The organism is Paenibacillus praedii (assembly GCF_049725345.1).
In the GTDB taxonomy this organism is placed as follows: Bacteria; Bacillota; Bacilli; order Paenibacillales; family Paenibacillaceae; genus Pristimantibacillus.
Genome location: NZ_JBMWAM010000001.1, coordinates 359,091 through 371,229 on the forward strand (window position 1 = coordinate 359,091; position 12,139 = coordinate 371,229).

A 12,139-nucleotide genomic window follows, 5' to 3' on the forward strand; every position below is an offset into this window, starting at 1 on the left:
TAAAAAAGGGGACATCTCCACGAGGCGGATGTACCGCAGAAGATGTCCCTTTACTCTATTAAAAAGCGCCTTCATAATGCTTGCACTCTATAATCTCATCGCCTTGCCTGCTCATTGTAAGCGCAATGACATCGAATCGAATTGCCGTTTCAGTTCTGCCTATGCTGCGCATATATACTAGTGCCGTTTCTCTGACCTGCAGCTGCTTTCGACGATCAACCGATTCGGCAGCCGTTCCAAACCTCCCGCCGTTCTTTCTTGTTCGCACCTCCAAAAATACAATTCTGTTGTCATGCTCAGCGATAATATCGATTTCTCCGCTGCGACAGCGCCAATTGCGTTCGATGATGACATAGTTAGAATCCAGTAAAAAGCGGCAAGCAGCATCCTCTCCAAGCATTCCCGTCTGCTTACGTGTATCCTTGCCCTCCTTGCTGTAATTTACGTTTATTTCTTCATTCGATAATGTCTTCTTTTTGTTCATTCCATATCCCTCGCTTTACGGTCGGAGCGATAAACGAAACTTAATATTTCAGCCACTAGCGTATATAGCTCGGGCGGAATTTCCTGATCAATATCCAGCTTAGAGAGCACCTCGACAAGAGAGGAATCCTCTTGTACCGGAATTCCATTTTGCTTCGCCCGCTCAAGAATGAGCTCCGCCATATGCCCTTTGCCTTTTGCAACCATGACCGGAGCGGAGCGCTCACCCGGCTCATATTTTAATGCGACCGCTTTTTTTATCGTTTGCTGCGCTGGATTTTTCGACGGATCGCCTGTCATATACGGTAATCGACTCCTTTATAACGACTAGAAGAAAAAGGAGACAATTCAGGCGGCTGCTGTTCCTTCGTTGCAGTCGCTGCATCAGTCTGCGGCTCTCCTGCTTTCGGCAGCGGCTTCGTGCGCAGCGATAATAGCTGGTAGCCTGCTTGGTGCAAGCTATCAGCTATTTCTGCGCGTGAGCCCTCCGCAAGAGACGCAATCGCAGGATGGTCATTCCACAAATTTAAGCTTACGATTTTATCTGTTACACTAACATCGACCATTGTGTCACCAAGCGTATTCATCGACAAATTAAACAATAATCTGCAATTAGACGCATCAAGCTCACCTTTAGCTCCGCGTCTCGTTTGAATGTGAACCGATGCCGTTTGATTCCCATCCGGGCTTTGCAGCGGAATAAACATAGTCACATGAGTAAGCAGCGAGCTGTTTCGCTCAGGCGTCAGCAAAAGCTGCTGGCCCGTTATTTGCTGAACGAGCTGCTGCGCCGTATCCTTAACAGCAGGCAATGTATCATCTGATGCTATTAGCGATAGCAAAGCACTCTTAAGTGACTCTTGCTGTGTCTGTTGTACTTGATCGCCTGCTGAACCGCCATCCACTGAAGCCGCAAGCTGCGTAGCTGGCAGGACAGCCGCTCTATCGGCGTGCTGCCGCAGCTCAACAACCTTCACGTGCTGCTCTTCCGCACCGGCTTGACTTTCTTGCAAGGCTGCGGCATTTTGCGCTGTGTTCACGTTTGCCGCTTGTGCTGTACCTGCTGATGCTGCAGAGGCGACCGCACGATTCTGCTCCGCTGCGGCAGTTGCTGCTGATGCATTAACTTCAACAGCAGGAGGAGACTTCTGGGAAGACGCGCCTTGCACGTGCTGCGCATCCGTACTCCATGCCTTGGTCAACTGGAGCTCGTGATCAACACCTAGCCACTTCATCATATGCCCTAGCCAATTCGGCTGACTGCCTGCCGTACGAGAAAATGGTTGACCCGTTGCTTCATTTCTGTCCATTGCCTCAGTCACTGGCATTGAAGCGTTGCCGCTAGTCATGCTGTCTGCTCTTGCTGGCATGCCCGCTTGCGCCTGAGCTGCCACTGTGGAAGGCTTCCCGCTTGAGTCTGCTGCCTGAGCCTGCGCCGGAAAGTTTACCCCTTGGGAGACTGCACTTCGAAGCAGCTCTGAGCCTTCAGCAAGCAATGTCAACACACGAGCTGCTGCTTGATTCAACTGCTTCTGCTCAGCTCCGTCAGCTCTACTGCTGCCGTTGACTGCGAGCTGCTGCTGCAGCGCGTCGAGAAGCTCGTGTGTGCTTGACCCGAACATGACTTGGTGGAAAGCAGCTACCGTTGCACCCGTCATAGGGAGTCCGCGTTTAAACGCGGCTGCGGAAGCCTGCATCCACTGTTCGGCATCTATACCTGCGGGCATCGCAGCCGCGGCCCGTTGGAAAGCTCCAGCTACTTCTCGATTAAGAATAACGCCCTCTCTGCGCAGATCCTTCACAATTTCTACTGCCCACTTCTGCTCAGGCAGAGAGAGCTGCTTAGCCCACTCCTTAAAAGTATCATCGGGCAAGCCTACAGCCCCGGGCTCGACCTGCTTCAGCGTGATCATCGCTCCGCTCGATTGCGGCTGCACCTGAAGCATAGCTGATTGCCCGACCTGCAGCGGAAGCTCAAGCTTCGCCCTTACCTGCACGCCATTAATTTGGACAAGCGCTTCATTATTTTCCATCACCTGCAAAATAACACCGCGGACAATTTGTCCCACCTTAAGCTCCACTGCTCTGGAATCACTGGCAGCTGCTTCTCCCAAAAAACTTCTCATCATTTGACTTATATTCATTTATTTCATCGCCTCCGTTGCCACAGCGCGCTTCTACGTTTCACACCAATTAGCTATATCCCTTATATCGGTTAAATAGCTGAAACCTTGAAGCTTATTTCCAACAAAAAAACGCCCGTTAATCGCACATGGTATTCGAACCTGAGTGTGATCAACGAAGCGTTTAGCTCGTCCATTTACTTTTAAAATAACAGCTGCTGCTCCGCTGGAAACAGCTTGCCCAGAAAGGATCTGCGATGCAGCGGGCTTGGCCCGTGCTCAAGCAGTCTCTCCCGATGCAGCTTGGTCGCATAGCCTTTATGTATGGAAAGACCGTAAGCGGGAAACTGCTGCTCCCATTCCCCTTCGCATAATCGGTCTCGCGTCACCTTGGCGATGATAGATGCTGCAGCAATCGATTGACTGTTCGCATCCCCTTTGATGATGGAGAGCTGCGGAATAGGCACGTCCACCTTCTCCGCATCCACTAGCAAATAATCGGTTGGCGACTGCAGTGATTCTACAGCAAGCTTCATTGCCAATCTGGCAGCCTGTTTAATATTGATACGATCGATCATTTCCGCATTAACGCGAGCAGCAGACCATGCGACACATTCCTGCAAAATAATATCGTACAACTGCTCTCGCTTCTTCTCTGACAGCTTCTTCGAATCATTTACGCCGTCGATCACGAGGCCGGGCGGCAAAACAACCGCGGCAGCAACGACATCGCCGAACAAGCAACCGCGCCCGACTTCATCTACACCAGCAATCGCTTTATAGCCCTCCTGCCATAAAGGCTGTTCATACTGCAGCATCATGCGTTCCCCCATTCCTAAGAAGCTAGGCAATTTCATTCTCCCTCAACCTCTTGTGCCCTTAATATGGAGGAGCCTCAAGCGTAATTCGGCCAAGCTTGCCCGCTCGTAGATCACGCAAAATGATACCTGACGCTTTCTCAAGATCAACGCGTCCTCCGCTCATAAGACAGCCTCTCCGACGGCCGATGTCTTCCATTACCCGAACGATTTCATCGGAATCCGCAGAGTCCTTCGGCGGTGTTTCAAGCTCATAGCGCTCCTTTATGGCAGGCCAGTAACGATCGACAAGCTCGCGAACGGCAAAAAACGCAATATCGTCCACGTTTAAAATTTGCTCCTTTATAGATCCGATCATCGCAAGCCGATAACCGACCAGCTCATCCTCGAATTTCGGCCACAAAATACCAGGCGTATCGAGCAATTCCATTTCCGTACCTACCTTTATCCACTGCTGTCCCTTCGTTACGCCCGGACGATCGCCCGTCAAAGCGATATTACGACCGGCAAGCCGATTGATCAGCGTCGATTTACCGACATTAGGTATGCCGACAATCAACCCTCGAACAGCACGAGGATTCATTCCTTTGGAAATTTGTTTTTCAATTTTTTCATGGAGAATCTGCTTAGCCTTAAGCGGAATATCGCCAACTTTTGTGCCTGTTGAAGAGTCAACCGCAACGCATTCATGCCCCTCATTCTGAAAGTACGCCATCCACTGCTCGGTCGTTCTGGGATCTGCCAAATCCGATTTGTTCAAAACGATTAACCTTGGCTTGCCGTTTAATATTTCCTCAATCATCGGGTTGCGGCTCGAAAGCGGCAGCCGGGCATCCAATAGTTCGATGGCAAGATCGATTAGTTTGAGCTTGTCTTGTATTTGCCGCTTCGCCCTGGTCATATGACCCGGAAACCATTGAATGGTCATTTACTCACCTCATTTATTCCAATGCTTGATAAACTCTAGCTTGTTAAGCGGCCAAAAAATAATATCAGCTCGTCCAACAATTTCATCATCCGTTACAAACCCGATATCTCTACTGTCGGAGCTATTCCCTCGGTTGTCGCCAAGCGCCAAAATCATACCCTCAGGAACCGTTGCTTCTTGTACGTTGGCATTAGGGAAGTTAGGGCCGCTATTATATAATTTGCCTTCCGCATGAGCGGCTTCGATTGCTTCTTTAATATAAGGCTCTTCTATTTTCTGCTCATTAATGTACAGGTCATCGCCTTCAAGTCGAATCGTGTCCCCCGAAACCCCAATAACACGCTTAATAAACTTTCTGCCCTGCTCCGGCACATCGAATACGACTACCTCGCCAAACTCCGGCTCACGGATCGCGTACAAAATTTTATTTACAATCAGCCGTTCGCCCGTCTCAAAATTCGGCTCCATTGACGGTCCGTCTACAATAAACGGTGAAAATAAAAACTGACGAATCAGAAAAACAAGAACGACCGCAATAACTAGCGCTTTAATCCACTCCACGATTTCCTTATACGCTCCGCCTTGCTTGCCGGAACGGGCTGCATAAGTCGCGTTGCGATCTGGTGTCGATTGCTGAATTTCCGCTTGGCTTCGCGTTTCCTTTAATTCATTCTCATTCCCGCTATTTGGCCCGTCATTACGCTCTTGACTGTCCAGTATGCTCGCCTTCTTCCCTATGCTGAAATGTGAAAATACGATTTAGAAAAAAACGAAAAGGAGCTTGTTTGCGCAAGCCCCTCTTGTCGTTTGATCTTAACGAATTTCTTTAATTCTAGCAGCTTTACCGCGAAGTCCACGAAGGTAGTACAGCTTCGCACGACGCACTTTACCACGACGAGCCACTTCGATTTTTTCGATTTTTGGCGAGTTAAGAGGATAAGTTCTTTCCACACCAACACCGTAGGAAATTTTACGAACTGTAAAAGTTTCGCTGATTCCACCGCCGCGACGTTTAATAACAACGCCCTCGAACAATTGGATACGCTCACGAGTTCCCTCGACAACCTTTACGTGAACTTTCAAAGTGTCACCAGGACGAAAGTTCGGCAGATCTTGACGAAGATTTTCTTGCGCAATAGTTTGTAAAAGATTCATTTGATTCACTCCTTCCACCATAGACGTTCTTATAGCTCACCTTATTCCACTGAATAGGCTCATCGCTAATAGCGGACCGTCCGAGTTAACGAACAACATTAGAAATGTTACCACAAAACGGCTAACAATTCAACACGTTTTTTAAATACATGTTTCATGTATACTGATTATGACAATTAATGACTGAAAGAGGTGACATCCTTGCGAAACAACAAGAAGTTAGTATTATCTTTAAAAAAGATAACCATTTCCGCTGCCCTGATGCTTACAATCGCACTAGCGCCTATCCAAACGTTAGCCGGGCCTGTGAGCTTCAACGACACTTCCGGACATTGGGCCGACAGTTATATTTCATGGGCTGTTGAGCAAAACTTAGCGCAGGGCTATAACGACGGCTCCTTCCAACCGAACAAACCCGTCAATGAAGCCGAATTTCTCGCTATGCTTTTACGAGCTTATGGAATTGTTCCCATCTCAGCGTCAGCAAGCGGCGAATGGACAAAGCCCTATTACGAATACGCCAGCAGCTTAGGCTGGCCGTTGAACGGCAATCAAAATAACGGCACATTTCGCCGCGGACAAGCCGCAAGCATAATAGCTGCAGCAGTCAATGGCAAAGCTTATACGGAGATGAGCGCCATTCAGTGGCTGCTGGATGAGAAGATCTCCCAAGGCCGCACCTCCGCCACCGTCAGAGGATTTATTCCGGACGGCAAGCTGACGCGCGCAGAAGCACTTACCTTCTTTTATAATCTAAAGCTTCATTCCGCGTCATTATCGACCAACATAATAATAGAAGCAGACACAGCTCTTGGCGGCATCGCATTAAATGATTCCTTACAAAAGCTGATTCAGACGTTTGGAAAGCCTTCCAGAATTGATCCCAGCGAGTACAGCTTTTCCTGGTATGTCTATAACAGCAGCTATTCCAATTACATGATGTTCGGCGTAAAGAACAATCGTGTGACGGCGCTCTTCTCCAACGCAAGCAGCCGCTGGAGAATGGCAAACGGAATCAAGATAGGACAATCGATAGGGTCTGCCAAGAAGCTAATCAGCGTGAGTGCGAAAAATGCAACTGCAGATGATTACTATGTCTATTCACTTGGCAGTGAACGAACCACACTATTTATCGATTCCCATGACAGCAACAAAATTATCGGCATTATTCATATGAATCAAGCAGCTTCCAAAACAATCGATCAAGCCTATAACACAAAGCTTCAGGCAGCGTTCGAGCAGCAAGTATTCGATCTGGCTAATGCTGAACGCGCAGTCCGAGGTATTGCTGTATTGCAATGGGACAAGCTCGCTGCAGCTGCAGCCCTCAGCCACAGCAAGGATATGAAGTCCCGAGATTACTTTGCTCATGAAAATCCTGACGGGTTATCCCCCTTCGACCGAATGAAGCAGGAAGGGGTTAAATACCGTGCGGCAGCAGAAAACCTCGCAGCAGGTTATCCGAATAGCATATACGCGCATTACGGCTGGATGAACTCCAAAACAGGACACCGGGAAGCGCTTATTGATAAAGATCTCGAGCGACTGGGAACCGGCGTTGCGTTTGGCGGGAGCTATCATACTTATTATACCCAAAATTTTTATACGCCCTTGTAGTCTTAACGAATAACTGGACTCAAAATTAGAAAAATGGTGATACATCGCTGCATCACCATTTTTTTCTGCTACTGGCCATAGTCAAACTTTTGGGCTTGAAGCATTTGAACGAGCCGTTCTCTCTTGAGCAGCCAGCCACTTTCGTTCCTTATCTGTTAACTCCGCTTGCTCAAGAAGATCTGGCCGGCGCTGCAGCGTACGCAGCAGCGATTGCTCACGCCGCCATACCTCAATATTGGCATGATGACCGGAGATAAGCACATCTGGCACCTGCCAGCCGCGGAATTCCGCAGGCCGCGTATAGTGGGGATGCTCAAGAAGACCTGTGCTGTAGGAATCAGTGACTGCTGATGTCTCGTTGCCTAATACGCCAGGCAGCAGTCTAACTACACTGTCGATGACGGCCATCGCAGGCACCTCGCCCCCCGTCAGCACATAATCACCAATCGACAGCTCGTCCGTCACCAGATGCTCCCTAATACGCTCGTCATAGCCCTCATAGTGACCGCAGATCAGCACAAGGTGCTGCTCCTTCGCAAGCTCCTCCGCCTTTTGCTGCGTAAATTGAGCGCCCTGCGGGCACATCAAGATCACTCTAGGACGGACATCCTCTTCAATATTCAAGTCTTCTATTGCCGCAAATACGGGCTCCGGCTTTAGCACCATGCCGCCTCCGCCGCCGTAAGGATAATCATCAACCGTATTATGCTTATTGTTCGAGTAAGCCCGGAAGTTGATCGCATCAAGCGAGACAATACCCTTCTCTTTCGCTTTTCCAAGAATACTCGCATTAAACACACCGTCGAACATTTCTGGAAATAGCGTCAGCACATCAATTTTCATCGGTTAAATCAATCCTTCCATCAAGCGCACCGTCACAACCTTCTCCTGTTTGTCGACACTGATTAATACATCATCAATCACTGGCAGCAGAAGCTGCTGCTGCTTGCCGGCACCCTTAGGGCGATCCACAACCCATACGTCATTCGCTCCTGGGCTCAATATTTCAGAGATGACACCAAGATCATCGCCTTCCTCGGTGACGACACGGCAGCCGATGATCTCATGATAATAATATTCGCCTTCGACAAGCTCCTCTTGCTCTGCCTCAGATACTTTAAGCACCCAGCCTTTATATTTCTCTACCTGATTAATGTCATTGAAGCCTTCCAGCTTTATTATGTATACGTTCTTGTGCTCACGGGAGCTGACGATCCTCACTTCCATTGAAGCTCCGCTATCCTCATTCAGCATAAGCAGCTTGCTGCCAGACGCGAAGCGCACATCGCCGAAATCCGTTTGTGACAGTACCTTAAGCTCTCCCTTAATACCATGCGTATTGACAACCTTCCCAACCGTAAACCATTTTTCGCTCATGACTACCAGCCCTTCATATGTGTATAAGCATATTATACATACAAAAACGGCTTCATTCCACATTCCGGAACAAAGCCGTTTCAACAGAAAAAGGTTAGGACGATTATCCTAACCCTTCATTAGCGCCTGCATCATGACTTGATGTCCACAATGACACGCTTTTGCGATTTGCTGGAAGCAGAAGTTACTACCGTTCTCATCGCTTTCGCTATGCGCCCTTGTTTACCGATAATTTTACCGATATCCTCAGGGTGAACCGAAAGCTCGTATATCGTGCCACGGTCATCATCCTTCACATTGATCTGCACCTGATCCGGATGATCAACCAATGCCTTCGCTATGACAAGAATCAAGTCCTTCATCTCAAGGCCCTCCGCTATTCAACAGTTATTTCTGTTGCTTAAGCTCATGGAACTTTTTCATAACACCAGCTTTGGAAAGCAAGTCGCGAACGGTATCAGAAGCTTGTGCTCCTGTTTGTAGCCATTTCAACGCTTTTTCTTCGTCGATCTTAACTTGAGCCGGTTGTGCAACCGGGTTATAAGTACCGATCTCTTCGATAAAACGTCCGTCACGCGGCGAACGGGAATCCGATACGACTACGCGGTAGAAAGGAGCCTTATGAGCGCCGATTCTTTTCAAACGAATACGTACTGCCATGGAAATTCACCTCCTTCAAGTAATAAACAGCAGATTAAAACGGGAACTTCATATTTTTGCCGAGCATTCCCTTTAGGCCCTTCTTGCCGCCCTTCGGTCCTTTCGGTCCCATCATCGATGAAAATTGCTTCATCATCTTCTTCATATCGTCAAACTGCTTGATCAAGCGGTTCACTTCGACCACCGTTGTACCGCTTCCTGCCGCAACCCGCTTCCGCCGGCTGTGGTTAAGAAGCTCCGGCTTCTGCTTCTCTTCCTTCGTCATGGAGCGAACAATCGCTTCGACGCGGCCGATCTGCTTCTCGTCGACCTTCATATCCTTCATACCCTTCATCTTGTTCATGCCGGGCAGCATATCCATGATTTGATCGAGCGGACCAAGGTTTCGTACCTGCTCCATTTGCTCAAGGAAATCGTCGAATGTAAATTCCGCCGTGCGCATTTTACGTTCCATTTCCTTCGCTTTGTCTGCATCAATGTTCGACTGCGCCTTCTCAATGAGAGAGAGCATATCGCCCATGCCGAGAATTCTGGACGCCATCCGCTCGGGATGGAACGGCTCCAAGGAGTCGATCTTCTCGCCCATTGCCGCGAATTTGATTGGGCAGCCCGTGACCGCTTTAACGGAGAGCGCAGCACCGCCTCGCGTATCGCCGTCAAGCTTCGTGAGCACAACACCAGTTAGTTCAAGCTGCTCATGGAAGCTCTTAGCTACGTTAACTGCATCTTGACCTGTCATGGCATCGACGACGAGCAGCACCTCGTCCGGCTTCGTGATCTGATGAATTTGCTTTAGCTCTTCCATCAGTTCTTCATCAATGTGCAGGCGGCCTGCCGTATCGATAATGACGTAATCGTTGCCGTTCTCCTTCGCATGCTGCAGACCGGCGCGCGCGATTTCAACCGGAGAGGTCTGATCTCCCAAGGCGAATACCGGAGCATTAATTTGCTCGCCTAGAACTTGAAGCTGCTTAATTGCAGCTGGACGATAGATATCGCAAGCGATAAGCAGCGGCTTGTGATTGCCCTTCTGTAGAAGCTTAGCCAGCTTGCCAGACGTCGTTGTCTTACCGGCACCTTGCAAGCCTGCCATCATAATAACGGTTGGAGGCTTATTGGCCTTGGCCAGCTTGCTCTGGGTTCCACCCATAAGCTCGGTAAGCTCTTTATTTACGATATCGATGACGACCATGCCGGGCGTAAAGCTCTTTGACACATCTAAGCCAATTGCCCGTTCCTTCACCTTTGCGATAAAGTCTTTGACGACCTTGAAGTTAACGTCTGCTTCAAGCAGTGCAAGCCGCACCTCGCGCATTGCTTCGTTAACATCCTCTTCGGATACTTTGCCTTTGCCTCGAAGCTTGCTGAACACATTTTGTAGCCGACTCGATAAGCTCTCAAACGCTGCCATGTACCGTCACCTCCATTCTTTTCGTTATTCCGTCTTGCTTAATTGTAAAATCATGCTCATCAGCGCCTGCCTGTCCTGCTCGGCAATCGATAACTGATTGATGCTGCTGGCAAGCTGTTCGGTCATGTGCACGAGCGCTTCATGCCTTGCGAGCAAACACAGCTTACTCTCGTAGCTTTCGAGCACTTGCTCTGCGCGCTTGATATGCTCATATATCGCTTGCCGGCTGATGCCGAACTCTGCAGAAATTTCACCAAGTGAGAAATCATCGTGAAAATAATATTTAAGGAACGTCCGCTGCTTCTCTGTCAGGAGCGGCTCGTAAAAGTCGAATAATAAATTGATGCGGGTTGTCTTGGATAAGGCGTCTGGTTCATTTGCTTTCATCCCCTAAGCCCTCCTGCTCGTATACCATTCGCAGCCGTCAAGGAAAAAGCCTTTACAGCTGACAACGTCTTTTATCATACATGACATCATAGGCAGCTGTCAAGCTTTTTGCCTTGTCACCTTAACGAGCCGACCTGACCCTTGTCAACTTGCATACGATCACCGCTTAATCCGATTGTTTTCCCGCATCCTCTTCGTCTGTTTCATGAATCAATCCTGCGAACAACGCATGTATGAATTGCTCCGAATCGAACTGCTGCAGGTCGCCCATCTTCTCGCCAAGTCCAACGAACTTCACCGGCAGGCTCAGCTCATTGCGGATCGCAATAACGATACCACCTTTAGCCGTGCCGTCGAGCTTCGTCAGAACAAGTCCTGTCACGCCGCTTTTCTCACCGAACAGCTTCGCCTGGCTAAGCGCGTTCTGGCCGGTCGTCGCATCAAGCACCAGCAGCACCTCATGCGGTGCGTCCGGAAGCTCGCGCTGGATGACGCGGAATATTTTGTTAAGCTCCTCCATCAGGTTCGATTTATTTTGAAGCCTTCCTGCTGTATCGCACAGCAGCACATCCACACCGCGCTGCTTGGCTGCATGGACAGCATCGTACATAACAGCCGCAGGATCTGAGCCCGACTGCTGCTTTATCACATCAACGCCAACCCGCTGTCCCCATACCTCAAGCTGCTCGATCGCACCCGCTCGAAAGGTATCGCCTGCTGCCAGAAGCACGCTTTTGCCTTCGCTTTTGAACTTATGCGCCAGCTTGCCAATCGTAGTCGTCTTGCCCACGCCATTAACACCGACGAACAAAATGACAGTGATGCCGCTTGCCGCCATACGAATCCCCGCTTCATCGTCACCCTTCATCATTTGAATAAGCTTCTCTGAGAGTATCGGCTGCAATTCATTGGCATCCTCGATTTTGCGTTTTTTCACCTCGACGCGCAGTTCCTCGATTAGCTGCATCACCGTGCCCACGCCCACATCGGCGCCGATCAGTATTTCTTCCAGCTCTTCATAAAAATCTTCGTCGATTTTCTTGCGTCGAGTAAACAGCTCCTCGACCTTCTCCACAAAGGCCGTTCGCGTCTTCGTTAAGCCTTCCTTGAAAATATTCGTTACCGCTTCGGTCTTCGACGCAATGCTTTCCTTCAGCTTCTTAAAAAAGCTCATCGTTTC

The 12,139-nt window shown here is 49.2% G+C and carries 15 protein-coding genes; 1 reads left to right on the plus strand and 14 read right to left on the minus strand.

Annotation, left to right across the window (positions count from 1 at the left end):
* Positions 1-58: 58 nt before the first annotated feature.
* From ACO9K6_RS01755 to rplS, 7 genes are all read right to left on the minus strand, one after another.
* Entirely contained in the window at positions 59-484 is a 426-nt protein-coding gene (locus tag ACO9K6_RS01755; protein ID WP_424765806.1) for a YraN family protein, read from the minus strand.
* Positions 481-783 (minus strand): EscU/YscU/HrcU family type III secretion system export apparatus switch protein, encoded by a 303-nt coding sequence (locus ACO9K6_RS01760; RefSeq protein WP_424765807.1) that lies wholly within the window; start codon positions 781-783, stop codon positions 481-483. The genes ACO9K6_RS01755 and ACO9K6_RS01760 overlap by 4 nt, the downstream gene beginning before the upstream one ends.
* Positions 780-2,627: a hypothetical protein gene (locus ACO9K6_RS01765; RefSeq protein WP_424765808.1), complete on the minus strand. Its 1,848-nt coding sequence runs from the start codon at positions 2,625-2,627 to the stop codon at positions 780-782. The genes ACO9K6_RS01760 and ACO9K6_RS01765 overlap by 4 nt, the downstream gene beginning before the upstream one ends.
* Positions 2,628-2,809: 182 nt before the next feature.
* The gene (locus ACO9K6_RS01770) at positions 2,810-3,424 is read right to left on the minus strand and encodes a ribonuclease HII (RefSeq protein ID WP_424765949.1); all 615 of its coding nucleotides are present in this window, start codon (positions 3,422-3,424) and stop codon (positions 2,810-2,812) included.
* 61 nt (positions 3,425-3,485) lie between these two features.
* Positions 3,486-4,352: a ribosome biogenesis GTPase YlqF gene (gene ylqF, locus ACO9K6_RS01775; RefSeq protein WP_424765809.1), complete on the minus strand. Its 867-nt coding sequence runs from the start codon at positions 4,350-4,352 to the stop codon at positions 3,486-3,488.
* A 9-nt stretch (positions 4,353-4,361) separates the two neighbouring features.
* Positions 4,362-4,991, minus strand: a complete 630-nt coding sequence (gene lepB, locus ACO9K6_RS01780; protein WP_424765950.1) for a signal peptidase I — start codon at positions 4,989-4,991, stop codon at positions 4,362-4,364.
* 174 nt (positions 4,992-5,165) lie between these two features.
* Complete coding sequence (gene rplS / locus ACO9K6_RS01785) at positions 5,166-5,507, minus strand: 50S ribosomal protein L19 (RefSeq protein WP_424765810.1); 342 nt, start codon at positions 5,505-5,507, stop codon at positions 5,166-5,168.
* Between the two features lie 201 nt (positions 5,508-5,708).
* On the opposite strand from rplS, the gene ACO9K6_RS01790 reads away from it, so the two are divergent.
* A complete protein-coding gene (locus tag ACO9K6_RS01790; RefSeq protein ID WP_424765811.1) occupies positions 5,709-7,124 on the plus strand; it encodes a CAP-associated domain-containing protein in 1,416 nt (471 codons plus the stop codon).
* 81 nt (positions 7,125-7,205) lie between these two features.
* On the opposite strand, the gene trmD is transcribed toward ACO9K6_RS01790, so the two are convergent.
* The 7 genes from trmD to ftsY all read right to left on the minus strand — a co-directional run bounded on the left by trmD (position 7,206) and on the right by ftsY (position 12,133).
* The gene (trmD, locus tag ACO9K6_RS01795) at positions 7,206-7,967 is read right to left on the minus strand and encodes a tRNA (guanosine(37)-N1)-methyltransferase TrmD (RefSeq protein WP_424765812.1); all 762 of its coding nucleotides are present in this window, start codon (positions 7,965-7,967) and stop codon (positions 7,206-7,208) included.
* Positions 7,968-7,970: 3 nt separating this feature from the next.
* Positions 7,971-8,501, minus strand: a complete 531-nt coding sequence (rimM, locus tag ACO9K6_RS01800; protein ID WP_424765813.1) for a ribosome maturation factor RimM — start codon at positions 8,499-8,501, stop codon at positions 7,971-7,973.
* Between the two features lie 131 nt (positions 8,502-8,632).
* Positions 8,633-8,863, minus strand: a complete 231-nt coding sequence (locus ACO9K6_RS01805; protein WP_424765814.1) for a KH domain-containing protein — start codon at positions 8,861-8,863, stop codon at positions 8,633-8,635.
* Between the two features lie 25 nt (positions 8,864-8,888).
* The gene (gene rpsP, locus ACO9K6_RS01810) at positions 8,889-9,161 is read right to left on the minus strand and encodes a 30S ribosomal protein S16 (protein WP_102712208.1); all 273 of its coding nucleotides are present in this window, start codon (positions 9,159-9,161) and stop codon (positions 8,889-8,891) included.
* A gap of 34 nt (positions 9,162-9,195) precedes the next feature.
* On the minus strand, positions 9,196-10,572 hold the full coding sequence (gene ffh / locus ACO9K6_RS01815; protein ID WP_424765815.1) for a signal recognition particle protein: 1,377 nt from the start codon (positions 10,570-10,572) through the stop codon (positions 9,196-9,198).
* A 24-nt stretch (positions 10,573-10,596) separates the two neighbouring features.
* Positions 10,597-10,959 (minus strand): YlxM family DNA-binding protein, encoded by a 363-nt coding sequence (ylxM, locus tag ACO9K6_RS01820; RefSeq protein ID WP_424765816.1) that lies wholly within the window; start codon positions 10,957-10,959, stop codon positions 10,597-10,599.
* 166 nt (positions 10,960-11,125) lie between these two features.
* Positions 11,126-12,133 (minus strand): signal recognition particle-docking protein FtsY, encoded by a 1,008-nt coding sequence (gene ftsY, locus ACO9K6_RS01825; protein ID WP_424765817.1) that lies wholly within the window; start codon positions 12,131-12,133, stop codon positions 11,126-11,128.
* Positions 12,134-12,139: the final 6 nt, after the last annotated feature.

Coding starts and splice junctions, on each gene's coding strand:
- ACO9K6_RS01755 (WP_424765806.1), bottom strand. CDS start 484: ATGAACAAAAAGAAGACATTATCGAATGAAGAAATAAACGTAAATTAC.
- ACO9K6_RS01760 (WP_424765807.1), bottom strand. CDS start 783: ATGACAGGCGATCCGTCGAAAAATCCAGCGCAGCAAACGATAAAAAAA.
- ACO9K6_RS01765 (WP_424765808.1), bottom strand. CDS start 2,627: ATGAATATAAGTCAAATGATGAGAAGTTTTTTGGGAGAAGCAGCTGCC.
- ACO9K6_RS01770 (WP_424765949.1), bottom strand. CDS start 3,424: ATGCTGCAGTATGAACAGCCTTTATGGCAGGAGGGCTATAAAGCGATT.
- ylqF (WP_424765809.1), bottom strand. CDS start 4,352: ATGACCATTCAATGGTTTCCGGGTCATATGACCAGGGCGAAGCGGCAA.
- rplS (WP_424765810.1), bottom strand. CDS start 5,507: ATGAATCTTTTACAAACTATTGCGCAAGAAAATCTTCGTCAAGATCTG.
- trmD (WP_424765812.1), bottom strand. CDS start 7,967: ATGAAAATTGATGTGCTGACGCTATTTCCAGAAATGTTCGACGGTGTG.
- rimM (WP_424765813.1), bottom strand. CDS start 8,501: ATGAGCGAAAAATGGTTTACGGTTGGGAAGGTTGTCAATACGCATGGT.
- ACO9K6_RS01805 (WP_424765814.1), bottom strand. CDS start 8,863: ATGAAGGACTTGATTCTTGTCATAGCGAAGGCATTGGTTGATCATCCG.
- rpsP (WP_102712208.1), bottom strand. CDS start 9,161: ATGGCAGTACGTATTCGTTTGAAAAGAATCGGCGCTCATAAGGCTCCT.
- ffh (WP_424765815.1), bottom strand. CDS start 10,572: ATGGCAGCGTTTGAGAGCTTATCGAGTCGGCTACAAAATGTGTTCAGC.
- ylxM (WP_424765816.1), bottom strand. CDS start 10,959: ATGAAAGCAAATGAACCAGACGCCTTATCCAAGACAACCCGCATCAAT.
- ftsY (WP_424765817.1), bottom strand. CDS start 12,133: ATGAGCTTTTTTAAGAAGCTGAAGGAAAGCATTGCGTCGAAGACCGAA.